Source organism: Pseudohalioglobus sediminis (assembly GCF_008370495.1).
Classification (GTDB): Bacteria; Pseudomonadota; Gammaproteobacteria; order Pseudomonadales; family Halieaceae; genus Halioglobus.
Genome location: NZ_VTUX01000002.1, coordinates 316,595 through 340,334 on the forward strand (window position 1 = coordinate 316,595; position 23,740 = coordinate 340,334).

The following is a 23,740-nucleotide window of genomic DNA, read 5'->3' on the forward strand; positions in this document are numbered from 1 at the left end:
AGGAATAAAACACTATGACAACGCATCGATTTGACGGAAAAGTCGCTATCGTCACCGGAGGCAGCATGGGCATAGGGCGCGCTACCGCGCTGCAACTCGCCCGGGAGGGCGCGCAGGTAGTGGCCTGTGCCCGCCGCATGCCGCGTCTCGACAGCCTTGCCGACGAGATTTCCGCATTCGGTGGCAAGTTCAAGGGCGTGGAACTGGATATCGGCGACATCGATGCCTTTGCCGCAATGATCGCCGATACAGCCGAGGAGTTCGGGCGCCTCGATGTACTGGTCAACAACGCACCGTCAGTGATTGGCGGCATGATCCTCGACCAGAGCATCGAGGACTGGCGCGCCAACTTCGGCGTCTCGGTCGAGAGCGTGTTTATCGGTGTACAGGCAGCGCTGAAAGTGATGCAGCCCCAGGGCAGCGGTTCCATCATTAACATATCATCGGTCAGCAGCCTTCGCGCCGGCCTCGCCGCGGGCGCCTACTCCGCAGCCAAAGCGGCGGTGAACCAGTTCAGCATGTGCGCCGCCATGGAAGCGGCACCCCACGGGGTCCGCGTTAACGTGATCGCCCCGGGAGCGGTGGAAACACCGGGACTCGACGCCTCGGTGATGAAGAACGAGGCCATGAAGCAACTGATGGCCAGTTCCATCCCCATGGAGCGCCTGGGTACCCCCGAGGACCTGGCCCACAGCATCTGTTTCCTGGCCTCGGACGATGCGGCCTTTATCACCGGTGTGGTACTGCCGGTTGACGGAGGCAAAACGCCGCAACTGCATGTCCCAGACTGGGAACTGACCCTGGACAACCGGGACGTCAAGTGACACCCCGCAAGCTCAGTGCCCTTGCCCTCCTGTTCAGTCTGCTGAGCGGCCTGGCCGGGGCCGGCGATTTTGCGGGCTGGCAGACCTACGGCGGTGACGAGGGCAATACCCACTACTCCGAACTGACGCAGATCAACCGCGAGAATGTGGATCAACTGCGCCTGGCATGGCGCTATGACAGCGCGCGCGGGGCACCGTTGCCGGCCACGTCGGAACTGCAACTCAACCCGATCGTTGTTGACGGCATACTCTACGGACGCAACCCGCTGTACAACGTATTCGCGCTGAATGCGGCAACGGGCGCACCACGCTGGACCTATGACCCGCCGCTGTCGCACGTGGGGCTGTCCAATATGCGCGGCCTCAGCCTGTGGCAGGGCGAACGCGACAAGCGCCTGTTCTTCACTACCGGGCACTTTCTCATGGCGCTCGACGCCGAGACTGGCAAACCAATCACGGCATTCGGCGACAAGGGACGCGTGGATCTCCGCCAGGGCCTGGGTCGTGACCCCGAAGTGGTCAGCATTAACGCCCCCTCCCCCGGCGTCATTTTCGAGGACCTGATCATCATGGGCTCGGCGGTGACCGAGACGGCGGGGGCTGCCCCGGGGGATATTCGCGCTTACAGCGTGATCGATGGCTCCCTGGTCTGGCAGTTCCATACCATCCCCAGACCCGGTGAAACGGGACATGAGACCTGGCCTGCCGACGCCTGGAAGACAGCGGGCGGCGCCAACGCCTGGGCCGGGATGAGCCTGGATTCGGCGCGCGGTGTGGTCTATGTACCCACCGGCTCACCGACACCGGACTTCGACGGTTCCCAGCGCCACGGCGCCAACCTGTTCGGCAATACCCTGCTCGCCCTCGACGCGCGCACGGGTAAACGCATCTGGCACTTCCAGGCCGTGCGCCACGACCTCTGGGATCGCGACCTGAGCTCTGCCCCTACCCTGGCCACGGTGACGATGCAGGGCAAGCAACGCGACGTGGTGGCCCAGGCTTCCAAGCAGGGCGTGCTCTACCTGCTGGATCGTGACAGCGGCAAGCCGGTATTTCCCATTGAAGAAGTGGCTGTACCCGCTTCCGATGTACCGGGCGAGAGGGCCTTTCCAACGCAGCTGCGCGTTACGCTGCCAGAGCCCTTTACCCGGCAGTCGTTTTCCGCCGCGGACCTCAGTGACATCAACCCGCGCACTCACGCCTATGTGAAGCAACAGCTGGAAGATACCGAGCCCTTCGCCTACATGCGCCCGCCCGGCCTCAGGAAATCGGTATTGTTTCCCGGGTTTTACGGCGGCGCCAACTGGGGCGGCGGCGCTTATGACCCGGCCACCAACCAGTATTACATCAACGCGATTGAAGCCCCGCACATCGTGCAGGTGCAGGCGGTTGAAGTGGACAAGGGTAGCAGCTTCGGTCGCGGCGCCTTCCTGTTTCGCCAGCAGTGTAGCGGCTGTCACGGCCTGGAACTGCAGGGCTTCTACCCTTATGCCCCTGCCCTCACCGGCATCGCAGAGCGCACCAGCAAGGCCGAGGCCATGCGGATCATCCGCGCCGGCAAGGGCCGCATGATGCCTTTTGCGCAACTGCCCCGTCACGACCTGGAAGCACTGGTGGACTACCTGTTCGCCTTTGATGCCGGGGAAAAACCCGCCGCCGGTGGTGAGACCGAGACCGCATACGTCTTCGCCGGTTATAACGACTTCGTCGACGAGCGTTACTATCCCGCCGTAAAACCGCCGTGGGGCACGCTCACTGCCATTGATCTGGCGACGGGTAAACGCAGCTGGCAGATACCACTCGGGGAGTACGAGGAGTTGACCCGCGAGGGCGTGCCGCCCACCGGGACGCGGAATTACGGCGGGCCGCTGGTCACCGCGGGTGACCTGCTGGTGATCGCCGCTACCTCTGACGAAATGCTGCGCATTTTCGACAAGCACAACGGCGAATTATTGTGGCAGTACAAGCTACCGGCGGCGGGCTATGCCACACCGGCCACCTACGCCATAGCAGGCCGCCAGTACCTGGTAATTACCTGCAGCGGCGGCAAACTCGGTACCGCCACCGGAGACAGCTACCTGGCCTTCGCGCTGCCCGCGCGCAGCGCACCGACGGAACATAACGAAGACCGCTGATGCACACTGTAGAGGGCACAGCTGCGAATACACGCGATCAACGAGCAGGAGACTACTGATGGGAACTTTTGTTATTACCGGCGGTGCCAGCGGTATCGGCAAGGCCATAGCCGACAAACTGCGCGACGACGGTCACAACTGTCTCAGCCTCGACCTGCAGACGGCTGACATCGTTGCCGACCTGTCCTCGCCTGCGGGGCGCCAGCAGGCGGCAAAGGATATCGAAGCCGCCACCGCTGGCGAACTGAGCGGGCTGGTTACCAGCGCGGGCGTCGGCTCACACCTACCCGACATGGGGCTGATCACCGAGGTCAATTACTTTGGCACCGTGGAACTCGTCGAAGCACTGCGCCCGTTACTTGCACGCAACAGGGCGAGCGTGCTGCTGGTCTCATCCAATTCCGCACCCATGCCGACCAATGACGACTTCGTCGACAGGCTGCTCGATGGCGACCGGGAGGCAGCCAGGGCACTCGCCGAGTCAATGCATGGCCAGCAGGTCTATTCCGGGACCAAGCAGGCGGTGACGCGCTGGATGCGCAGGCACACCGTCGCCTGTGCCGAGGCAGGTATTCGCATTAATGCGATCGGGCCGGGTTACACCCGTACACCACTGAGTCTGGCTGCCGAAGACCACCCCCAGTATGGCGAGGCGATCAAACAGTTCATCGCCACTATCCCTATCGGCAGGCCCGGGCAACCGGAGGACATGGCCGAGGCGGCCAGCTTCCTGCTCAGCGAGCGCGCCAGTTTTATCTGCGGCGCCATGCTCTATGTTGACGGCGGGCACGACGCGATGATGCGACCCGACGCACTGTAACAGGGCGTCGACCCGCAGCCACTGCCCCGGGTCTGCCCGGGAAGGAGACGGGAGACGGGCGATCGCGAAACACGGGGGCAACGCCGTGACCTCGCGACAGCGCCGTAGCCGGTCAGCTGATCAGGGCAACGGCTACCGCTGCTTTCCTGTTGCCGTATGCAGGCAACCCAGGTGAGCTGTCACTCTGAGCCGACAGCTTCCTTGGTGGCATCCCAGGCTTTTTCACTGCCTTCCTTGGTCGCGTCCCAGGCCTTTTCACTGCCTTCCTTGGTCGCGTCCCAGGCCTTTTCACTGCCTTCCTTGGTGGCGTCCCAGGCTTTTTCAGTGCCGTCCTTGGTGGCGTCCCACGCTTTTTCACTGCCTTCCTTGGTAGCGTCCCAGGCTTTTTCAGTGCCCTCCTTGGTCGCATCCCAGGCTTTTTCACTGCCTTCCTTGGTTGCTTCCCAGGTTTCACTGGATGCTTCCTTGGTGCTCTCCCACGCATCGCCCGTCGCTTCCTTGGCATTGTCCATGTGGCTTTCATCCTCCGCGAACACGGGCACAGAGAGACAGAGTGAAGACAGTATTACCGCTATGGCTTTTTTCATGATTACCTCGAGGTTGTTTGGTTATCGGACGAATCGTCACCGACAAAAGTATAGACGCCCGTTCCAGCCCGGCAAACTTGTTGCTGGCCGTATCTTTCGTGTCGAGAACGGCTTAGCCCCTGGCATTGAATAGCGCCTTCCGGGGTGCTTCCTGTGGCTGCAACGCCGCAGGTCGCAACCAACAGCAAAAACAGGCACAAAAAAGCCGCGCCGGTGATAGCGGCGCGGCAATAGAGGCCCTCATGGGCACCACACTACACAGGGATCAGAACTCGTAGCCTACTGAAACGGCCCAGGTACGCGGCATGTTGTAGCCGGCGGTCTGGAACAGGGTCAGGTCGAAGGTATTGGTAATCACCCGCTTGTCTTCCAGGTTCTTACCCTCCAGCGCTACACGCCAGTGCCCGTTGGCACTGCGGAAAGCTGCGATGGCGTTCCATATGGCGTGCTCTTCCTGGATCTGCGCATCAGCTGCCGGGCTGGTCAGGTCGATAGGCGAGTTGGTGTAGGACTCGGTGCGGTAAGACACATCGGTACCCACCATCATGCTGCCCCAGTCTGACAGGTCGAAGTCATAGCTGACCCGGCCCTGCACCGTCCACTCAGGCGAGAAACCGATTGCGGTGGTGTCGGCGAGATCACCCTCGGCGGAGTCAAATTTCTTCACATCCACATCCAGGTAACCCACGTTCAGGCCGAGGGTCAGGCCGCTGATAGCCGGCAGCCAGGTCAGCTCGATTTCAGCACCGCTGGTTTCCAGCTCACCAACGTTGTCCACGAACTCCTCCAGGTTCCCGTCGCGCAGGCCGATAGTAGCCAGCTGCTTGTCCTGGTAGTCGTTGAAGAAGATCTCACCGTTGGCGCGCAGGCTGCCGTCCAGCCAGGTCGTCTTCATGCCCAGGGTGTAGGAATCGACTGTTTCAGGGTCGTAAGCCGTGCTCTTGCCGCTCTGGTTCTGGAAACCACCGGACTTGAAGCCGCTGGAGAAGCCGGCGTAGACCATCACGTCATCCGTAGTGAACCAGGTCAGACGGGCGCTGGGAGAGAACTCGGTCCAGTCGTCCTTGGCATAGGTAGGCTCGGGGAAGGAAATGTTGATGGCATCAGTGAACGGTGTGGCCCAGCCAGCAAAGTTCGGGCTGGCGGCAGCAGCGTCACCCTGCCCCGGCGCAATAGCCAGCGGTACGATGCCGAAGGGTGCGTTCGCGAGAGCCACCGCATAGATTTGCTGGTTGACCGTGGCTTCCTGGCGCTCTTCTTTTTCGTCCTTGGTGTAACGGCCACCCAGGGACAACTGCCAGCTTTCCGCGAAATCCCAGTCCACGTTCGCGTAGACCGACATGGATTCAATATCGCGGTCGTCAACGAAGGTATCCTTGACCTGCAGGGTCGAACCGAGCAGACGCGGGTACTGGGTGGTGGAACCGCTTATCGCGGCGCTGCCATCAAGGTAGTAAACACCCATGACCGCGGCCAGGGAATCCCCGGTGTAGTTCAACTGGAATTCCTGGCTGAAATCCTCGAACTCACGATCATTGATAGTGTGGATGAAGCGCTGCTCACTGCCGTCAAAGTCAAAGGGCTGCACGTGATCAGTGTCGCGCTGTGCAGTGATGGACTTCAGTGCCCAGCGATCACCGATATCCCAGTCGATGGTCAGCGACAGCGTGGTCGACTCGATCTCGTACTGGTTCAGCAGGGCGCCCTGCTCCGTGGAGATTTCATCCGGATCGGAAGGCAGGGACACATCATTAGGCGTCTGCAGCAGTCCGGTACCCGGGGCCAGGAAGAAATTGGCGCCATTGGTGAAGAAGTCCAGCTGCGCCATGATGTCCGCCGCCACACCACTGCGATTGGGAACACGTGGAGCCGACTCATCCTTGTTGTAGTCGCCAGCCAGCTTGAAGCGCAGGTTATCTGTCGCATTCCAGACCAGGGCACCGCGGTAGGCCGACACGTCCTGGTCCCAGTACTCTTCACCATCAAGGGTGTTTTCCTGTATGCCATCGCGCTCACGATACAGGGCACCAAAGTTGCCCAGCAGGGTATCGCCGATGATGGGGCCAGAAATATTGCCCTTGACCTGCATCAGGTCAAATTCACCGGTTTTGAACTCGATGTCACCGGTGAGTTCGTCGGTCGGCTCACGAGAGACGTACTTGATGGCGCCGCCGATGGTGTTGCGCCCGTACAGGTTACCCTGGGGGCCCTTGAGCATTTCGATGCGCTCAACGTCATAGACTTCCAGCAGCGAGCCGGTAGCGCGGTTCATGTACACGTCATCAACGTAAATACCCACACCCTGGGCAAACTGCGGGTCGTTACCGATACCGCGCATGAACACCACCACAGAACCTGCCTGCAGGCCACCGGTCTCTGTGAGCGTGATATTCGGGGTCATGCGTTCCAGGTCTTCTATGCGGTCGACCTGCGCGTCCTGGAGCTGTGCAGTATTAAACGCAGAGACAGCCATGGGCACGTCCTGCAGGCTCTCCGAGCGCTTCCGGGCGGTGACCACGACCTCTTCGAGCTGGGCGGCGGCGTAATCGGTTGCGCCCACGGCAGCGATCACGGCCAAGCTCAGGAATGTTTGTTTGAATGGCTTGTGCATTGTGTAGTGCTCCTCATTATTTGTTATCACATGCGCTACCGGGAAAGCCTCTTGCGGTGCAGAACGGTATTCGCATGCAGCTATTATGGGAAGCCAGCTCGACCTGTGACAGAACCAGCGCCTTCAACTTTATGTGCATTTCCGCTCACCTGCGCAGGCAAGACCGCAGATGTCTATAAGACTGGTTTCAGCAGTCCTGTGACGCAGGCCGCGACTGGGCCATAGTGGGCGCCAGAATAACCACAAGGAGCGGGCCAGATGGCACAGTCTTTCCCCCACCTACTCTCCCCGGGCCAGATAGGCTCCATGCAGCTGCGCAACCGTGTGGTGTTGGCCGCCATGGGCTCGAATTTTGCCGAGGCCAGCGGTCACTGCTCCGAGCGCCTGATTAGCTATTACGAGGCCCGTGCCAGGGGTGGTGCCGGCCTGCTGGTGCTGGAGACCTCGGCGGCCTGCTTTCCCAGCGGCTCGACCATGCCCAATACCGTGGCGTTCTCCGCCGATGAGTTCCTGCCGGGGCTGACCGAACTCGCCCAGCGGGTGCACCAGCACGGTGCCAGCATCGTGGCCCAGCTAAATCACGGCGGCAAAATGGCCCAGGAAGACACAGCGGCCGGCAGGCCAATACCCCTGCCCTCGCTTATGAAACCATCTCCCAGTGATATGTTTCACGTTCTGACGCGCCAGGAAGTAAGGCACTTTATCAAGGCGGCGGGACCGGATGGCAAGGGCCCCCAGTACTACGAGATGACCGAGGCCGACATCGCCGATGTGGTGCAGGGTTTCGCCAGTGCGGCGGCCCGTGCGCAGCGCGCCGGTTTTGATGGCGTCGAGATTCACGCCGGTCACGGCTACATGCTGGCCAGTTTTCTCTCGCCCTATACCAACCGGCGGACTGACCGCTACGGCGGCAGTCGCGAAAATCGCGCCCGTTTCCTGACTGAGGTCATCACGGCGACCCGAGAGGCCACTGGCGGCGGCTTTCCTGTCCTGGTCCGGCTGGACGCCAGGGAGTACCGCATCGAGGGCGGCATCACGCCGGCAGACTGTGTGACGACAGCGCAACTGTGTGAGCAGGCTGGTGCCGATGCCATCGACGTTAGCGCCTATGGCAATGTGGCCCATGCCATTGCCTTCACGGAAGCGCCGCTGGTGCACGAGCCCGGCGGCTTCGTCGACTTTGCCATGCAGGTCAAGCGCGCCGTGAACATACCCGTGATCGGGGTCGGCCGTATTGAGCCTGAGGTCGCCGAGAACCACCTGGCTGCCGGCGACTTCGACTTTCTCGCCATGGGCCGCAAACTGCTGGCGGACCCGGACCTCCCCAACAAACTGGCTGGGCAGGACCCCGCTGCTGTGCGCCCCTGTATCTACTGTTATATCTGTGTCAGCCAGATATTCATCAACCAGGCCATGATGTGCGCCGTCAACAGCGAGATGGGCCGCGAATGGGAACAAGAGCAGGATGTCATTGCCAGCACCCGGGGGGCACGCAGGGTACTGGTCGTGGGTGGCGGCCCGGGTGGCATGGAGGCGGCCCGCTTGCTGGCTTCACAGGGGCACCAGGTAACGCTATGGGAAGGCAGCAAGGATCTGGGAGGCACCGCGCGCATCGCCGCCCTAGCCTACCAGCCAAACGAGCGCCTGATCGACTACCTGGCAGCGGAAATACACCGCCTGCCGATTGACCTGCACATGGGCAAGCGCGCCGACGCGGACGCCATTCGCAAGCAGCAGGCTGATCACGTGATCCTCGCCACGGGGGCGTTGCGCCGCGCACCCGAGATTCCCGGCAAGGAATTGCGCCATGTATTCGACGGTGAGCAACTGCGCGGTGTGCTCTTCGGCACCGACAAACAGGCCGCTGCGAAACTGTCCGTTTTCGCCAGGCTGGCGATCCGGGTGGGAAGGCTTACCGGCGCACTGCGCAGTATTTCTCTGCTGCGTTTTGCCTCACGCTACTGGATGCCTATCGCGGATGAGGTAGTGATCATCGGCGGCGGCCTTGTCGGCCTGGAACTGGCTGAATACCTGGTGGAGCGCAAGCGCAAAGTCACGGTACTTGAACCCGGACCTGCACTGGGCGCTGAACTCGCCATCGTGCGTCGCGCGCGCGTGCTGCATCTCCTGCGCGAGCACGGCGCGACTATCCACAAGAATGCGCCGGTACATCAAATCACGGCACAGGCTGTCGTCTGTGAATTGGATGGCGAAACACATTCCATACCGGCGAAACAGGTCATTATCGCCCTCGGCGCAGAGGCCGATGACAGCCTCGCCAGCCAGCTTGCAGGCACGGAGGCCGAGGTGCACCGCATCGGCGACTGCCGCGAAGTGTCCTACATCGACGGTGCCATTCACTCGGCCCGCGAGGTGGTCAACGCGATTCAGCGCGCCTGACGCACGCTTTCCACCCAGTCAGTGACAGCCTGTTCCAGGATCGGCAGTGGCAGCGATCCGCCGCCCAGCACGACGTCATGGAAGCCACGGATATCGAAATCATCCCCCAGCTCAGCCTCGGCCCGGGCGCGCAATGACTGTATCTTCAACATCCCCACCTTGTAGGAGGTAGCCTGTCCCGGCGCGACCAGGTAGCGGCGGATCTCGGAGCGCACGGCCGCTTCCGGAATGGCGGAGTTGTCCAGCATGTACTGCACAGCCTGCTCTTCCGTCCACCCTTTGGCATGCAGCCCCGTGTCCACTACCAGGCGAATCGCGCGCCAGATTTCCGCCACCAGGCGGCCAAAATCGTTGTAGGGATCCTCAAACGCGCCCATCTCCCTGGCCAGGTATTCCGAGTACAGTGCCCAACCCTCGGTATAGGCGGAATACGTCACATTGGTGCGGAACCGCGGTACGCCGGTCAGCTCCTTGGCAATAGACAATTGCATATGGTGGCCGGGACTGCCCTCGTGGTAGGCGGTGGTTTCCAGGTCAGTCTTGTTGTAGGCACCGATATCAGACAGATGCACATAGTAGACCCCCGGGCGAGAGCCATCGGCGGTACCGACCTCGTAGAATTGCACCGCGCCGTCACGCTCCCGATAAGCTTCGACCCGCTTTACAACGAGACTGGATCGGGGCAGCAGGCCGAAATACTCGGGTAGCATGCCGTCCATTTTCGTGAGCAGCGCCCGGGTCCGGGCCAGGTAAGCCTCACGCCCGGCATCCGTATCGGGGTAATAGAAGCGTGGGTCATCACGCACGAAGGCGAAAAAGGACTGCAAGCTGCCTTCATAACCTAGCGAACGCATGATGACCTGCATTTCGCGCTGGATGCGTGCCACCTCATCAAGACCCAGTTTATGGATGGCCTCCGCGCTCAGGTCGGAATGCGTGTAATGACGCAGGCGTTCCTCGTAGTACGCATCACCCTGGGGCAAGCTGGCGGCACCGCGCGCCTGCGCGCGAGCGTTGCCGATATCTTCACTGTGCCAGGCAATGAGATCGTTATAGGCAGGCATCAAGTCATTTAGCAGAGCCTCTTGCAAGGACAGGCGCAGCCGCGCGGCCTGCTCGTCATCTGTCAGGCCGCGTTGTTTGAGGTCAGCAATCTTGGCGCTACCGTCGGCCCACAGCGCCGAGTCGGTCTCGGCATCGTCAAAGGGCTTGCCAGCGATAACGCCGCGAGACTGCTGCAGCACCACTTCATAGGCAAAACGCGGGGGCCGGATGCCCAGGTCCGCAGCTTTCTTCGTTGTCGCCAGCCATTGCCCGATGGCGCGCGAAAAACCGCGTACACGTGCCACGTAAGCCTCCATGTCGGCGACCGTGTCAACAACATGGTAATTGAGCAAAAACCTTACAGGGTAAGTCTGGGTCGAACCGAACTGGTCGAACACATAGTCGTGGTAGAGATAGGGCCGCGATGCCGCTTCACTGCGAGCGCGAAACAACCAGAAGTCGTAGGAAAGCCGGGCCTGGGGCGAAAGCTTTGCGTAGTCGAACTGCGTCTGCATTGCCGCGGCGCTGGCGGCAAGCCAGTCGAGCCAGTCAAGTTCAGCCGCAACGCTGAAATCATCGACCTTGTCGTATTGCTCCTTGCGGCCATGAACCGCAAGCGTCAATGGGCTACGCTGCAGTTCCAGTTCGTATTGTTCATCCAGCCAGCGGTTGAGGCGCTCGCTTTCATCAGCGGCAAGTGATACTGCGGCCATGGTTGAAACCAGCACGATGGCCAGCACTTTTTGCATCCAATGCATGTTATGTTCCCTGTCTGCCAGTCAATGTCTTATAACGAACAAGGCCAGCAGACCCGCATCAAGGATGGTAGTGGCCTAGCGCACGCCCAACTGAACCTCCACCCCGGGCTCACCATCGTTGAGGAAGAGCAAGCGGTACTCCCCGGTCAGTTCATACCCCGCTGCTATAACCCGTTCCCGCAGCCCGGACACCACCTGTAACGGCTGCTGTTCAGCCTGAGGTATACGGATCCAGGCGCATTTGAAGGCCGGAGCGTTATACAGGTCGTAACGTCCCCGTGCATGCGGCGCGCCGCGCACCGGCATCGCCAGCCGCAGTGCATTCTCTTCGGGCAGCGACAACACCGACAGGGGACCATTTGCTGTGCCGCCGGCTTTGACCAGGCTGACGTTCATACCCACTGCAAGTGAACGCACACGCGGCAGCAGCTGCTCCAGTGTTTCCTCTTGTGTAGACGTGTAGAAGCGCAATGCCTCCACGGTTTTCAGCGCCACCTCAGCGACGGGCGCTGTGCTCGCTGGCGCGACCTCCTCGCCGTCGACCGGGGCCGGCGTGGCCGCTGTTGTAGACAGGGCAGCAAGCGACACCTTCTTGCCAGGGCTGTCATAACAGGGCCCGACCACCCGCCTCAATTCCTCTTCCGTCGCCGGTGCCGCCTCCATGAATTGCAGCCACTGTGCCGCCTGCGCGTTGGCGCCGCCAACGAGTGTGGCGTTGATGAAAAGCCGCCGGGCCGCCTCGAGGCGATCCCGCTTCAGCTGGCTCAATCCCAGCAACAGGTTGGCGCGGCTGACATAACGGTCCGCCAGGGGCGCGGCACAGGCCGACAGCACCGTTTCCTCCACTTGCTGCCACTGCCTGTCCTCCGCCTGTAACTGCGCCAGGTAAAGGTAGAGTTCGGTGTCGCCGCTACTGCGCGCGGCGCTGCGCAGGGCCGTAATGGCCCGCTTGCGTTCACGTGCCTGCAACCACAGTTCAAACAGTTTACGCTGGTGCATACTGGTAGCGGGCACGCCGTCATCTGCCATGGCTTGCTGCAGGGTGGTCGCCGCGCCGTAGGGATTGCCCGTCGCGGCTTGCAGATCGACCAGCAACAGCAGTTGTTCGGCAGTGAACGGGATCCGCTTTTCCTGCGCCAGCGTCAGCGTATCCAGCGCAAGACGTTGCTTGTTCTGCTGCAGATAAACAGCAGCCAGGTGATGCCAGTGCTCGGCGTGATCCGGCTCAAGCTGCAACAGCTGGCGCAGAATCGCCGCAGACTGCTCAAACGCGCCGGCACGGTAATACAGCGCCAGTGCCTGGCGCAACTGACCGGTATCCAGCTTCAGGTCGTGCGCCGCGATACCATCCAGCGCGGCAACCACCGCCACGTAGTTGCCCAGGCGGTACTGTGCCTGTGCCAGCAACAGGAAGTCCGTGGCTTCCGGCACCAGGTCGATATCCAGGGCTCGCTGCAGGGTGCGCGCTGCCTGCTGGTAATCCTCCTTGAGCAGGTACACCTGTGCAAGTTCACGCAGCATCTCTCGATTGGCAACGTCGGCAAGCCCGCGCGCTGCCAGCGCTTGCCGGTAATACGCCACGGCGCTGTCATAGTCACCCTGCTGGACATAGTGCCGCGCGAGAAAGCGGCCCGCGCTGGAGCGGGCATAGGGTTGCTCGATGCTGTCAATCTGCGCCTCGAGTTCCGCCACGGACATTTCCGAACCCTTGCCCATCTCACCGAGGGGGTCGAGGAGTATTTTGCTGCGATACTGACCCTGCTCCTGTGCCTGTGACGAGGCGGCGAGCAGTAGTGAACAGAGGAAAAGAGAACGTAAGCTAGTCGACATTGGGCAAATTTTTGGGGTAATCCTGCCAGCTAACATTGACGCGCTGGGTCAGCACCACGTCGGCGACGGTGCGGCCGGTAAAGTTGACCGAATAGCGCCAGTCCTCCACAGCGGCAATCACCTTTTCTTCAAAGACACCCCTGGGCCTGGCATCCAGCACCCTGACGTTGCGCGTGGTCCCCTGTGGTGTCACTGAGAATGCCACCAGCACCCAGCCGCTGATCTTGTTTTGCCAGGCCACCTCCGGCACGTTGGGCTTGCGCGTGTTGTAGGGCACGACCTCGACAAAGCCCTGGGCATCCTGCCCGCCCCCGGCAATATTGACACCACCTACACCCACCGGCGCCTTGAAGCTGTCACCCACGGACTGTATGGAAATCTCCCCGGTGGCGAGATCCAGAGTGGGCATGGACAGCGCCTGCGACGGTTGCGGTGAGGGCGGTGCCACTTGCAGGGTATCGAGTTGCGGCTCCTCAGGGGCCTCATCCGGCTTCGCCTCGCGCTCCTCCGGCTCCGGCTGCTCGGGCTTTGGCCGCAGTATCTCTACCTGCTCGTAGACCACCAGTTCGACCTGCTCGCCCTGCCCGCGCTGGATCAGCCCCTGCATAAACAGGAACACCGCAACCGTAATGCACAGGGCGCCCAGGAAGGCGGGGACCACGCGCGGCGGCGGCAGTCGCATCATTGCACGCCCTTCTCCGCGGCAATGGCGATACCTTCGACACCGGCGAGCCTGACCTGGTCCATGACGTCCACCAACATGCGTGTAGAGGCCTCTTCATCGGACTGGATGATCACCGAGCCCTCGGGGTTGTCGGCGTGCAGGCGCGCGACAATGGCGCGTACGCTGCGTGGATCGACGGGACGACGATCAATCCACACTTCCCCCTCTGCTGTGATCGCAATGAAAATATTTGCATTATCCTGCGGCGATGCGGATTCGGCCCTGGGTGTGGCCACGGTCACACCCGACTCCTTGACGAAGGACGTGGTGACGATGAAAAAGATGAGCATGATGAACACGATGTCCAACATCGGCGTCATATCCAGCTCTGTCTCGTCAGACTCCGGCAGGTGGCGGCGCGCGCTCATGACAGCTCCGCCCCACTCTCAAGCGGCATCGCGTCGCGCAGCGCGCTGCGCCGGCGCAACGCCAGCTGCCTGAGGCGCACGGTGAAATAGAGACCGGTGAGCGCCACCACCAGGCCGGCCATGGTGGGTATGGTGGCGCGATACACGCCCCGCGCCATGGCCTGGGCGTCGTCATTGCCGGAGATGGCGATCACCTCAAACACACTGATCATGCCCAGGACGGTGCCCAGCAGCCCCAGCAGTGGGCACAGCGCCACCAGCACTTTTACCAGTGGCAGGTTGGCGTGCAGGGTCAGGGAGGCGTCGCAAAGCAGCGATTCGCGAATCTTGCGCGCGCGCCAGGAGTGTCGATCTGCTCGCCTGCCCCATGCTGCAACGAGGTTCTGGGCCCGTCGCGGCCAGGTCACGCGCAGAAACCATGCGCGCTCGAGAATCAGCATCCACAGCAACAGGCAGGTCGCGAACAGCACCCAGAGTACGTTCCCTCCCTGGGCCACCAGATCACCCACGGCATACCACCAGGTCATACCTGCTCACCTTCCGCAAGACGTGCCAGCACTCCTGCACACTGTTCATCCAGGCGCTGCACCGTCGACCTCGCGAGATAGGCCACCACACTGTGGCCAAACAGGAGGGGGATTGCCACCACCAGCCCCAGCACGGTGGTGACCAGCGCCTGGGATATCCCACCGGCCATCAGCTTGGGGTCGCCGGTGCCATACAGGCTAATAGCCTGGAAGGTCAGTATCATGCCGGTTACCGTGCCCAGCAGCCCCAGCAGCGGCGAAGTGGCCGCCAACAGCTTGATCAGGCCATTGCCTCGTTCCAGTGCGGGCATCTCCGCCAGCACCGCCTCATCCAGTTTGAACTGCAGTGTCTCTTCCTGCTCGATCGGGATACCGCGCACCGCCAGCAACACCCGCCCCAGCGGGTTGTTCGCGCGCGGATTATCCGCAGCGGACAGCTGCGCCCTGATACGCCCGGCAACCCAGAGCAGGTATAGAAGCCGCCAGGCAGTCAACAGCAGGCCGAATATGCCCAGGGCAATAATGATCAGTCCTATGGTGCCGCCCTGCTCTATCCGCTCGCGCAGGTCAGGCGTAAAACTGAGCATGCCGAGCAGGCTGCCGCGAGTGGGGTCAACAGCCAGCGTGTGCAAGCCACCGTCGCCGCTGCGGAAAGCAAGCACGGCATCGCGGAAGCGTTGTGGCGGTTGGCGGCTCAGGGTCAGCAACTCGCCTGTTTCCGGGACGTAGCGCAGGTAGTCGCGCTCGTGCCAGGCATTGAATGCGCCCAGGCGCAGCACTTCGGCGGGCTGGGCCACGCCCGCCGTACTGATGACCGGGGCAGTGAACGTGCGCACTTTCCCCGCCTCGGTCATGTCTTCCTGCAGCATCAGCCACAGGGACTGGATCTCTTCTATAATGACCTGGGCATTCTCGTCTGCCAGTGACTTTATCGCCTCTGTGCGCTCTGGCAACTGTGCACTGAGCATGGACTGCTGGAAAACCGCGGCGAAGTCGCCAGCGAATTCCCGGAAGGTGCTGGACAGGTCCCCCATGTCCTCCACCACCGACTGCAACTCCTGCTCCAGCCGGGCAATCTCCTGCTGGTTGCGCTCGGTAACGGCAAGTAGTGGCTGGTTGCGCTGTTGCTGTGCCGCGAAATCCCTGCGCGCGGACTCCAACAGGCGCTGCTGCTCGCGCTTGTCGGCCAGGAACTGTTGTTCGCGCTGGCGGTTGATATCCCGTTGCCGGGCCTGCTCCGCCTTTACCGCCTGCAATAACTGGTCGAGGTTTTGCGGCTCGGGTGTCTGTGCCTGCCCATGGAGGGAGAGTAGTAACAGCAAGCCGCTTACCAGGTAGCGCATCACGAGCCCCTCCCCGGAAATGGCAACTCCAGTAGTGCGGGCGCCGCTTCGCTGCGGGCAACGCGCATGGCCGCCGCCAGTGAGCGATTGTACTCTGAGGCCAATGGCTGCCAGCGCTGTTCGTTGTTGTCCCAGTAGGCACTCTGCTCGCGATCAAGCGTCTGGTAGTACAGCGCCACCCTGCCCAGGCGCAGGAATTCTACCGACAACTGGTCCTGTTCCCGCTGCAGCGGCCCGCGCCATGCCTCTACCGTCTGGCTATAGTTCTGTTCGATCTGGAAGCCTTCCAGCAGCAGACGAAAACGCGCCGACACACTCAGGTCCGGTCGATCCAGCCGCTGCCTGAGTTGCATGACGGCGGCGATACGATCCTCATGATGAAACGGCAGGTCCAGCACCACAAACTGCTCCAGGGCATCAACCATGGAGCGCATCAGCGGCAGGATCCGCTGGCGGGTGATGCGCGCCTGCGCGATCTCTCGATTGAGCGACTCAATGCGCGCCTGCTGGCTGGCATCGAGCAGTTCCAGCTCGCGCTGGTAGGCGTCCTGGTACTCGCTGCTCTCTTTGAGGCTGCGGTATTCCTCGAGCATGATGCGGGTTTCCCGCGACAGCGCATCGATCTTCTGTTGTGAACGCTCGGCGCTGCGGTTGGTTGCCTCAACCACATCGAGGCTCTTTTGCAAATCGTCGGCAGTGCTTGTTGTCACAGGCATTAACGATACCGCGGCGGCACCGATAACGGCGATAAGCCGGGAGCGATATGAGTTCAAGTGCTGGATTCCCCCATTTTCGTTTCAGTACTGGCTGCGGACTGCGCGCTTCAGTAGGCCAGCTGGCGCTTGCGCCGCAGCTCGGGCAGGCTCGGCAGATCCAGTCGCGCACGGAATTCCTCTGTCAGCTCCAGTATCTGCTGGTAGAAAAAATCATGCGCGGGCGAACCGATGACCCGCTGAGGGCGCACCACCACATACTTGATACTGACGTCGCCGAGGTCCGGCAAGGGCAGCGCGGCGATATAGCGCGACAGGTTAAATTGTTCAATAAACATGGGCGGCGCCGGAAACAGGCAATCGGTGGTGCGCACGATCTGCAGAGCTGTTTGCAGATCGTCCGTTTCGTAGTGTGGCTCGGTGCGCCGCTGGTACTCTCTCACCGCCTCCGCATCGCCCTCGTGAAACTTCAGTTCGGAAAGATCGGTAGACAACAGCGCCAGCTGCGGATAACGGGTCACATCTTCCAGGTCAAAGCTCTCGAGTTTGTGCAGCGGATGGCTCTTGCGCGCGAGCAAAACGGGCCGCGCGAACGCCAGGGTGGTCAGCTCGAGGTCGGGCGGATAATACTCACGCTCGATCTGCAGCGCGAAATCCAGCTTGCCATTAGCCAGCTGTTCAAAGGCTTCGTCCGCCCTTGAATACGCCCGCACCCGCATATTGGGCGCACTGTCCCGTAGCCGCGCCATCAGCGGCGGCAGGAACCAGACCCCCATGTGCCCCTGAATGAGGATATTCAGCTGGCCATCATAAGTGAGGGGATCGAAGTCGAGCGGGCGGACCATGGCCTGAACCGCTTGTAGGACCTGCGGCAAACTGGCCTCGAGCTGCTCTGCGCGGGGCGTCGGCACCATGGCAGCGCCTTTGCGCACAAACAGGGGGTCATTGAACAGCTCACGCAGGCGCCCGAGGGTTTTGCTCATGGCAGACTGGGTAATGAACAGGCGCTCGGCGGCACGGGACACGCTGCGCTCCTCCAGCATCGCCTCCAGCGCTACCAGCAGATTGAGGTCAAGACGACCGAGGTCGCGAATCTCCATCCGATCACCACTCTTTATTTCTCATTATTATGAATTACATTCATCTTACTTATGACGCGATGCCATTTGAAGAATAGTTGTCCCGCCCATACATTTACTGACGAGGCCGGAGCAACTGCCCGGCGACTTTGAAAAGGTGAACATCATGGCTTATATCATCGGCATCTTTACCGCAATACTGGCTTTGGCTGTATGGCAGGAAAACACCGGTTCCGCCCACGACGAAATGGGTCTGGGCGCTGGCGACGCGGACTGCCCTGAATGCGGCCAAAACTGAGTACTACCTGCCCGTTACGCGGGTGTGGAGCAAACTGGCCCAGCTGTTAAACAGATTGACCAGATCCGCACCCGCAGCCCTGCCCCATTGCAAGGAGGCAATCTGCCTCTTATCCCGAACCACGGACAATAACTGCCCGCTGGATGCGTCGAAGATGTGAATTTCCACCGACACTTCCACTACATCACCGGTACCGGCGATCATGCCCCCGGAAGCCGTCGTAGCAGTACTGGCGGCGCGGCGCGGCTCGACTTTGGTCAGTTCCGCCGCTATGCGCAGCTTGCCTTCACCGGCAACCGGGTAGTCAGCGAAAGCGCGCGCAGTGGCCTGCCCCCAGATAGCATCCAGGCGTTGTTCTTTTTCCGCCGTCATTTGCCAGTCACTGCGGGTCGTGCCCGAGACCGTTGTCTGGGTAACCTGCACCGCTGCAGAACTGAAGCGCGCAAACTCGATCTCGGCATAACCTGGCAGGTTGGCATCCCTGGCGACATAGGCTTCTTCAAAGCCGCTGTTGCGCACGATATACAGTTCCTCAGCAGCGAACTCTGCGGCCGGGCTTTCAGTGAGTTCGGGCGTGGTGCAGCCGGCCACTGAAAACAGCAGCAACAGGCAAGCCCATCTGTACAAGCATAGTTTCACGATATTCTCCGGAGACAAAAAAACGGCCAGCGGGAAACCCCGGTGGCCGTCAGTTACAGCTACGTCAGGCTACCGGGGCGACTATGCCGCGGTGGCATCCTGGGTTGCCGGCTTTTTCGGCTTGATCAGGAAGCAGGCCAGTGCGGGCATCAGTATCAGCGCACCGAACATATTCCAGATAAACATGAAGGTCAGCAGGATACCCATATCGGCCTGGAACTTGATCGGCGACGCAACCCAGGTGATTACACCTGCGGCCAGCGTGACCCCGATCAGCGCCACAACGCGACCGGTAAAGTTCAGGGTTTCATAGTAGGCCTGGGTGAGAGGCATTCCCTGTTTCTCTTTTGCCAGTATCACCGTCAACACGTATAGCGCATAGTCGACACCGATACCCACACCGAGCGCGATAACAGGCAGCGTCGCCACCTTCACACCGATACCCAGCCACACCATCAGTGCTTCACACAAGATCGAGGTGAGCATGAGGGGCAGCACGGCGCAGATTACGCCGGGGATAGAGCGGAAGGTCAACAGACACAGCAGGGTCACCGCGCCGTATACATAGAACAACATCTCGCGGTTGGCCTTCTTGACCACAATGTTGGTGGCCGCTTCAAAGCCGGAACTGCCTGCGGCGCCCAGGAACTCGGCCTTGGGATTCTCGCCCCAGTCCACGTTGAACTGGTCGAGCGTATCCACCACCCGGTTCAGCGTCGCCGCCTTGTGATCCGCCAGGTAGATCAGCATTGGCCATATGGAACAGCCCGGGTCGACATACTCAAGCGTTACCAGTTCGCTGACCGCGTAATTGACCGTATCCTGGTTGCGGAACAGGGACTGCCACTTGGGGAAGCCCTCGTTGATACCCATCATGATCTCGCGGGTCCGCACGTTCAGTCCGCGCACATCTTCCACGCCTTTCACCTGGCGCAGCCGCCATTCCAGTTCGTTGGCCAGGCTCAGGCTCTCGTGGTCGATACAACCGTCCGCCGGTGTCTTGACGATGACCGCGAACACGTCTGTGCTGACCGAGTAGTTCTGGATCATGAAACGCACATCGTTGTTATAGCGCGAGTTCGCGCGTAACTCAGGAGCACCCTCATCGAGGTCACCGATTTGCAGATCCTGTGCAACCCATAAGCCGACCCCGGCCAGTACCACCCCGGTGGCAATCGCTGCCGCAGCCGGTCCGGGCTTGGTAAAGGCCAGCAGGAAACGCCACAACCAGTGCATTTCCTCCATGCTCTTGGGCGGCCGCGAGGCACGCTCTGCGCTCGTCCTGCCTACACCGGTATAGGACAGCACGATAGGAATGAGAATCAGGTTGGTGAAGATAAGGACCACCACGCCGATACTGGCGGTTATGGCAAGGTCCTGGATCACCTGAATCTGGATGATCATGAGTACCGCAAAGCCCACGCCATCTGAAAGCAGTGCCGTCACGCCGGCGAGGAACAGCCGGCGGAATGTATAGCGGGCCGCAATGTAACGGTGCGTACCGCGGCCAATATCCTGCATCACGCCGTTGAGTTTCTGCGCGCCGTGGCTCACGCCAATGGCGAATACCAGGAACGGCACCAGGATAGAGAAAGGATCCAGTTCATAGCCGAGGATAGAGAGAATACCCAGCTGCCACATCACCGCAATCAAGGTACAAGCGATAACCATCACCGTAGAGCGTAAACAGCGCGTGTACCAGAACAACAGCAAAGTGGCGATGACCACGGCTACCGCGAAGAAGGTCATGACTGCGAACAGGCCGTCGATGAGATCAGCAATCAGCTTGGCGAAGCCGATAATGTGAATCGAACGATCGGGATTGTCCTTGGTGTATTTGTCGCGGATTTCCTCGAGCTTCTTGCCCAGGTCGGAGTAGTCGAGTCTCTCCCCGGTCTCGGGGTGCCGGTCCATCAGCGGGATGATGATAGCCGCCGATTTCTCATCGTTGGCCACCAGGTCGCCCATAATGCCCGCGCGCAGGATATTGCGCTTGACCTCGGCGATGGAACGTTCCGATCCGTCGAAGTCGCCCGGAATCACCGGCCCGCCCTCGAAGCCCTGTTCGGTCACCACGCGCCAGCGTGTATTGGGCGTAAACAGCGACTTCATCCCGTTGCGGTTAACGCCGGGGATGAAGAAGATCTCGTCGTTTACCTCCTCGAAGAACTTCAGGTTTTCCTTGGTGAATATGGTGCCGTCTTTCACGGCTACCACCACCCGTAGATTATTTCCCAGCCCCTTCAACTCGTTCCGGTTGGCCTGGTAGTTGATCACGTACTCGTGTGCCTTGGGCAGGGTCTTTTCGAAGCCTGCCTGCAACTTGATCTGCACGGCATAGTATCCAAGCACTACCGTCACCAGCGCACAAAGCGCCATGACTGTAGCGCGGTGGTTGAACACCAGCTTCTCCAGGAAAGTCCCGGAGTTATGGTCAAATTCATTCAGATCCGAAATTACCGGCAGGTCTGACTGTTCCGCATGCGCCATGTTTTATCTCCGATAATTTTTGTTTATTTAGGAAGCCCGAGCTTCTGGATACCTGCAGGGCCAGCAACGAGCAGGCTGCCGTCCGGCCCCTCCTCTACCGCATAGATACGGTTGCCACTGGTCACCGGCAGCATGGCAAAGGTCCTGCCGTCGTCATTGCTGGCGAGAATCTCGCCGGCAATACCGACGAAAATCAGGGTACCGTTCTCCAGCAGGGTTGAATCGACGATGGAACTGGTTGGACGCTTCTTGACCTCCTCCCAGCTCTGGCCCTCGTCATCGCTGCGGAACATACGGCCGCGCAGGCCACCCAGCACCACCGCGCCGTCCGGGGTTGCCGAAGCGGTGAAGAAACTACCTTCCCAGGGCACCGTTTCCACCAGGGTGGCGGTCTCGGCCTCGGCGTCACCGATCATGAACAGCCCGGCTTCACCGCTCATGAAGAAGCGGTTTTTACCCGCCAGGTTGGCCACGTCGAAGACGTGATAGAACGAATCGTTCTCTGTGGTTTCCAGCACATGAACCCAGTTCTTGCCCCCATCCTCGGTCTTGAGGATCATGCCATAGGCCCCCAGAACGTGCCCGTAGCTCTCGTCGTGAAAATCGACGGCAAACAAGGGCTTGTCCGCACCCTGGGAGATGGCGAAGTCCATCTCCTCAACCAGGAAGGGGTACATTTCATTGTCGGGATTTTCTTTCGCGAGTTTACTGTAGTAGGCCCGACCTTCCTCGCCGTAGCGCAGGCCGTCGTACTGCTTGACCCAGGTCTTGCCACCGTCGGAGGAGTGCAGGATGACGCCCTCATGGCCCACCGCCCAGCCGAGCTGGGGTGACGCGAAGTAAATGTCGAGGAGACTGCTACGCACGGGTACTTCGGCCTGTGACCAGTTCTCGCCATCTGTCGAGTACAGGATATGACCGTGGTGGCCGGTTGCGTACCAGGTGTCGTAAAACTTACTGATGCTGAAAATCAGCGACTTTGCAGCGAGCTCGCTTGGCACCGCGGGCAGTTCGAGTACGTCATAGGTTTTCGCGTACAGGCTTGCCGAGGCCGGCATCAGTGCGGCGGCGAGACAGACTCCGATCAGCGCTCTTCTTATTCCCATGGGGCTGTTTCCCGTTGTTATCCGTTGTTTGAAACAAAAAAAGGGGCGCCGTTAACACAGCGCCCCCGGTTCCAGACTCACTTAGCGAACACCGCTACGTGCCATGCCTTTGGGCGTGAACCAGCGATCATCCTCTGCAACGCCATTCTTGAACCCACCGGGAGCGGGCTTGGTGTTGATGTTGTAGAGGCCCTGGATCAGGTCATAGGCGCCGTACGCGAAGTGGTAGTTGGACTTGATGTCGTACAGGTTCGCGCCGTAGGCGTACTGCACGCGCCACATGTTGCCCTGGCCGTCATAGTTCTCGGCCGCGAGCCCCTGCCAGCTGTCCTCGTCGATGTAGAAACGACGCTTGCTGTACAGGTGACGGCTACCCTCTTTCAGGTTCGCCTCAACAATCCACACGCGGTGCTTCTCCCAGCGAATCACATCCGGGTTGATGAACTTCTCACCCAGGGTGTCCTTGACGTCCTGGTGGAAGACGAAGTCATAGCAGGAATAGGGAATAATCATTTCCTTCTTGCCGACCAGTTTCCAGTCAAAACGCTCAGGCGAGCCGTTGAAGATGAAGGAGTCATCGTAAGTAGAGGTACCGGCAACACCGGGGTTGGGCGTATCGAATGACACGGCGGGTGCAAGGCGCACGCGACGCTGGCCGGTCAGGTACTGCCAGGCTTTACGGCCCTTACCGGCGGTGAAGTCCGCGCCGGGCTCGTGTACCAGCAGGATTTCACCCGCGCGGCGAGCCGGTGCCTTGTAGTTGATACGCAGTTTTACCCAGGGAATGTCGCCTATCACCTGGTCCTGTTCCTTGTACATCGGCAGGACATTGGTCATGTAGCCGGTAGTAGAAAGAATGGGCTTACCATTGGAGCTGACATAGTACGTGTCATAGGTAATGGTGTGGTCGGTGAGGTAGCGCGTGAGGTGATTCCACAGCACCTCGAGGCCGTTTTGCGGTAGCGGGAAAGGCACGCCGGGCAAGGCATTGGCAACACGCTGGCCACCGTCTTCCAGGGTAGCACCGGTGGCGTTCTTCATGGTGTTCGCGTAAATCCAGTCGGGCACCACGAAGTCACGCTTGGTGGGGTAGACATGCATCTTGAAACCGTCTGCACCCATCTTTTCGAAAATGGCCTTGGAGCCTTCGGTCAGTACGTCGGCATAGTCCTTGTAGTTGTTCACATCGATCGTGTAAAGGGGCTTCTCGCCCGCATAGGGATCGACGTAATTATCGGAACCGGCCACGAAGTTGGCCGGTATGGGGGTGCCGCTGGCATTCCACGCGGGGATGCTGCCGTCGGCGTTACCGGCGGCCTCGGCGCCCATGGGCGTCAGGTCCTGCCCCAGGCGCGCTGCTTCCTCGGGGGAAATCGCGGCCAGGGCACTGCCGGCAACAAGGCTGCCGAGACAGAGGGCAGCGAGGGTTTTCTTGTACATCATA

The 23,740-nt window shown here is 60.8% G+C and carries 19 protein-coding genes; 5 read left to right on the forward strand and 14 right to left on the reverse strand.

The features are described 5' to 3' along the window. Nucleotides 1-14 precede the first annotated feature (14 nt). From F0M18_RS05445 to F0M18_RS05455, 3 genes are read left to right on the forward strand one after another with little or no spacing between them, the layout of a single operon-like run. The gene (locus F0M18_RS05445; protein ID WP_149610393.1) at nucleotides 15-824 is read left to right on the forward strand and encodes an SDR family NAD(P)-dependent oxidoreductase; all 810 of its coding nucleotides are present in this window, start codon (nucleotides 15-17) and stop codon (nucleotides 822-824) included. Further along, entirely contained in the window at nucleotides 821-2,959 is a 2,139-nt protein-coding gene (locus F0M18_RS05450; RefSeq protein WP_149610394.1) for an outer membrane protein assembly factor BamB family protein, read from the forward strand. Before F0M18_RS05445 ends, F0M18_RS05450 begins: the two co-directional genes overlap by 4 nt. Nucleotides 2,960-3,017: 58 nt before the next feature. After that, nucleotides 3,018-3,779, forward strand: coding sequence for an SDR family oxidoreductase (locus tag F0M18_RS05455; RefSeq protein WP_149610395.1), 762 nt, complete (start codon nucleotides 3,018-3,020; stop codon nucleotides 3,777-3,779). A gap of 179 nt (nucleotides 3,780-3,958) precedes the next feature. Here F0M18_RS05455 and F0M18_RS05460 read toward each other — a convergent pair whose 3' ends face one another. Both F0M18_RS05460 and F0M18_RS05465 read right to left on the reverse strand, forming a co-directional pair. Next, nucleotides 3,959-4,366 carry a hypothetical protein gene (locus tag F0M18_RS05460; protein WP_149610396.1) on the reverse strand — a complete coding sequence of 136 codons (408 nt, stop codon included), beginning with the start codon at nucleotides 4,364-4,366 and terminating at the stop codon, nucleotides 3,959-3,961. 265 nt (nucleotides 4,367-4,631) lie between these two features. Beyond that, complete coding sequence (locus F0M18_RS05465) at nucleotides 4,632-6,977, reverse strand: TonB-dependent receptor (RefSeq protein WP_149610397.1); 2,346 nt, start codon at nucleotides 6,975-6,977, stop codon at nucleotides 4,632-4,634. A gap of 258 nt (nucleotides 6,978-7,235) precedes the next feature. Between F0M18_RS05465 and F0M18_RS05470 the strand changes: the two genes are divergently transcribed. Continuing rightward, nucleotides 7,236-9,377 (forward strand): oxidoreductase, encoded by a 2,142-nt coding sequence (locus F0M18_RS05470; RefSeq protein WP_149610398.1) that lies wholly within the window; start codon nucleotides 7,236-7,238, stop codon nucleotides 9,375-9,377. Here the strand turns inward: F0M18_RS05470 and F0M18_RS05475 are convergent. From F0M18_RS05475 to F0M18_RS05510, 8 genes are all read right to left on the reverse strand, one after another. Next, on the reverse strand, nucleotides 9,365-11,179 hold the full coding sequence (locus F0M18_RS05475) for a DUF885 domain-containing protein (RefSeq protein WP_262500834.1): 1,815 nt from the start codon (nucleotides 11,177-11,179) through the stop codon (nucleotides 9,365-9,367). The genes F0M18_RS05470 and F0M18_RS05475 overlap by 13 nt on opposite strands. Nucleotides 11,180-11,254: 75 nt before the next feature. Further along, nucleotides 11,255-13,009, reverse strand: a complete 1,755-nt coding sequence (locus F0M18_RS05480) for a tetratricopeptide repeat protein (protein ID WP_188109603.1) — start codon at nucleotides 13,007-13,009, stop codon at nucleotides 11,255-11,257. After that, complete coding sequence (locus F0M18_RS05485; RefSeq protein WP_149610400.1) at nucleotides 12,999-13,694, reverse strand: energy transducer TonB; 696 nt, start codon at nucleotides 13,692-13,694, stop codon at nucleotides 12,999-13,001. Before F0M18_RS05485 ends, F0M18_RS05480 begins: the two co-directional genes overlap by 11 nt. Then, nucleotides 13,691-14,101 (reverse strand): ExbD/TolR family protein, encoded by a 411-nt coding sequence (locus tag F0M18_RS05490; protein ID WP_149610401.1) that lies wholly within the window; start codon nucleotides 14,099-14,101, stop codon nucleotides 13,691-13,693. The genes F0M18_RS05485 and F0M18_RS05490 overlap by 4 nt, the downstream gene beginning before the upstream one ends. Then, on the reverse strand, nucleotides 14,098-14,628 hold the full coding sequence (locus F0M18_RS05495; protein WP_149610402.1) for a MotA/TolQ/ExbB proton channel family protein: 531 nt from the start codon (nucleotides 14,626-14,628) through the stop codon (nucleotides 14,098-14,100). The genes F0M18_RS05490 and F0M18_RS05495 overlap by 4 nt, the downstream gene beginning before the upstream one ends. Continuing rightward, nucleotides 14,625-15,971 carry a MotA/TolQ/ExbB proton channel family protein gene (locus F0M18_RS05500; protein WP_149610403.1) on the reverse strand — a complete coding sequence of 449 codons (1,347 nt, stop codon included), beginning with the start codon at nucleotides 15,969-15,971 and terminating at the stop codon, nucleotides 14,625-14,627. Before F0M18_RS05500 ends, F0M18_RS05495 begins: the two co-directional genes overlap by 4 nt. Further along, nucleotides 15,971-16,744, reverse strand: coding sequence for a DUF3450 domain-containing protein (locus tag F0M18_RS05505; RefSeq protein ID WP_149610404.1), 774 nt, complete (start codon nucleotides 16,742-16,744; stop codon nucleotides 15,971-15,973). Before F0M18_RS05505 ends, F0M18_RS05500 begins: the two co-directional genes overlap by 1 nt. Nucleotides 16,745-16,794: 50 nt before the next feature. Beyond that, nucleotides 16,795-17,784, reverse strand: coding sequence for a LysR family transcriptional regulator (locus tag F0M18_RS05510; protein WP_149610405.1), 990 nt, complete (start codon nucleotides 17,782-17,784; stop codon nucleotides 16,795-16,797). Between the two features lie 145 nt (nucleotides 17,785-17,929). Between F0M18_RS05510 and F0M18_RS20085 the strand changes: the two genes are divergently transcribed. Continuing rightward, nucleotides 17,930-18,061, forward strand: coding sequence for a hypothetical protein (locus F0M18_RS20085; RefSeq protein WP_262500835.1), 132 nt, complete (start codon nucleotides 17,930-17,932; stop codon nucleotides 18,059-18,061). A 3-nt stretch (nucleotides 18,062-18,064) separates the two neighbouring features. Here F0M18_RS20085 and F0M18_RS05515 read toward each other — a convergent pair whose 3' ends face one another. The 4 genes from F0M18_RS05515 to F0M18_RS05530 all read right to left on the reverse strand — a co-directional run bounded on the left by F0M18_RS05515 (nucleotide 18,065) and on the right by F0M18_RS05530 (nucleotide 23,739). Further along, on the reverse strand, nucleotides 18,065-18,700 hold the full coding sequence (locus F0M18_RS05515; RefSeq protein WP_188109604.1) for a DUF3313 family protein: 636 nt from the start codon (nucleotides 18,698-18,700) through the stop codon (nucleotides 18,065-18,067). Nucleotides 18,701-18,781: 81 nt separating this feature from the next. Next, nucleotides 18,782-21,190: an efflux RND transporter permease subunit gene (locus F0M18_RS05520; protein WP_149610407.1), complete on the reverse strand. Its 2,409-nt coding sequence runs from the start codon at nucleotides 21,188-21,190 to the stop codon at nucleotides 18,782-18,784. 23 nt (nucleotides 21,191-21,213) lie between these two features. Next, the gene (locus tag F0M18_RS05525) at nucleotides 21,214-22,296 is read right to left on the reverse strand and encodes a WD40/YVTN/BNR-like repeat-containing protein (RefSeq protein WP_149610408.1); all 1,083 of its coding nucleotides are present in this window, start codon (nucleotides 22,294-22,296) and stop codon (nucleotides 21,214-21,216) included. An 81-nt stretch (nucleotides 22,297-22,377) separates the two neighbouring features. Continuing rightward, on the reverse strand, nucleotides 22,378-23,739 hold the full coding sequence (locus tag F0M18_RS05530; protein ID WP_149610409.1) for a DUF1329 domain-containing protein: 1,362 nt from the start codon (nucleotides 23,737-23,739) through the stop codon (nucleotides 22,378-22,380). Between the last annotated feature and the right edge of the window lies 1 nt (nucleotide 23,740).

Excerpts from the sequence above, each read along its gene's own strand:
- F0M18_RS20085 (WP_262500835.1), top strand. The coding sequence starts at position 17,930 with ATGGCTTATATCATCGGCATCTTTACCGCAATACTGGCTTTGGCTGTA.
- F0M18_RS05510 (WP_149610405.1), bottom strand. The coding sequence starts at position 17,784 with ATGGAGATTCGCGACCTCGGTCGTCTTGACCTCAATCTGCTGGTAGCG.
- F0M18_RS05495 (WP_149610402.1), bottom strand. The coding sequence starts at position 14,628 with ATGACCTGGTGGTATGCCGTGGGTGATCTGGTGGCCCAGGGAGGGAAC.
- F0M18_RS05490 (WP_149610401.1), bottom strand. The coding sequence starts at position 14,101 with ATGAGCGCGCGCCGCCACCTGCCGGAGTCTGACGAGACAGAGCTGGAT.
- F0M18_RS05475 (WP_262500834.1), bottom strand. The coding sequence starts at position 11,179 with ATGCATTGGATGCAAAAAGTGCTGGCCATCGTGCTGGTTTCAACCATG.
- F0M18_RS05530 (WP_149610409.1), bottom strand. The coding sequence starts at position 23,739 with ATGATGTACAAGAAAACCCTCGCTGCCCTCTGTCTCGGCAGCCTTGTT.
- F0M18_RS05465 (WP_149610397.1), bottom strand. The coding sequence starts at position 6,977 with ATGCACAAGCCATTCAAACAAACATTCCTGAGCTTGGCCGTGATCGCT.
- F0M18_RS05525 (WP_149610408.1), bottom strand. The coding sequence starts at position 22,296 with ATGGGAATAAGAAGAGCGCTGATCGGAGTCTGTCTCGCCGCCGCACTG.
- F0M18_RS05470 (WP_149610398.1), top strand. The coding sequence starts at position 7,236 with ATGGCACAGTCTTTCCCCCACCTACTCTCCCCGGGCCAGATAGGCTCC.
- F0M18_RS05485 (WP_149610400.1), bottom strand. The coding sequence starts at position 13,694 with ATGATGCGACTGCCGCCGCCGCGCGTGGTCCCCGCCTTCCTGGGCGCC.
- F0M18_RS05520 (WP_149610407.1), bottom strand. The coding sequence starts at position 21,190 with ATGGCGCATGCGGAACAGTCAGACCTGCCGGTAATTTCGGATCTGAAT.
- F0M18_RS05460 (WP_149610396.1), bottom strand. The coding sequence starts at position 4,366 with ATGAAAAAAGCCATAGCGGTAATACTGTCTTCACTCTGTCTCTCTGTG.
- F0M18_RS05500 (WP_149610403.1), bottom strand. The coding sequence starts at position 15,971 with ATGCGCTACCTGGTAAGCGGCTTGCTGTTACTACTCTCCCTCCATGGG.
- F0M18_RS05445 (WP_149610393.1), top strand. The coding sequence starts at position 15 with ATGACAACGCATCGATTTGACGGAAAAGTCGCTATCGTCACCGGAGGC.
- F0M18_RS05455 (WP_149610395.1), top strand. The coding sequence starts at position 3,018 with ATGGGAACTTTTGTTATTACCGGCGGTGCCAGCGGTATCGGCAAGGCC.
- F0M18_RS05480 (WP_188109603.1), bottom strand. The coding sequence starts at position 13,009 with ATGTCGACTAGCTTACGTTCTCTTTTCCTCTGTTCACTACTGCTCGCC.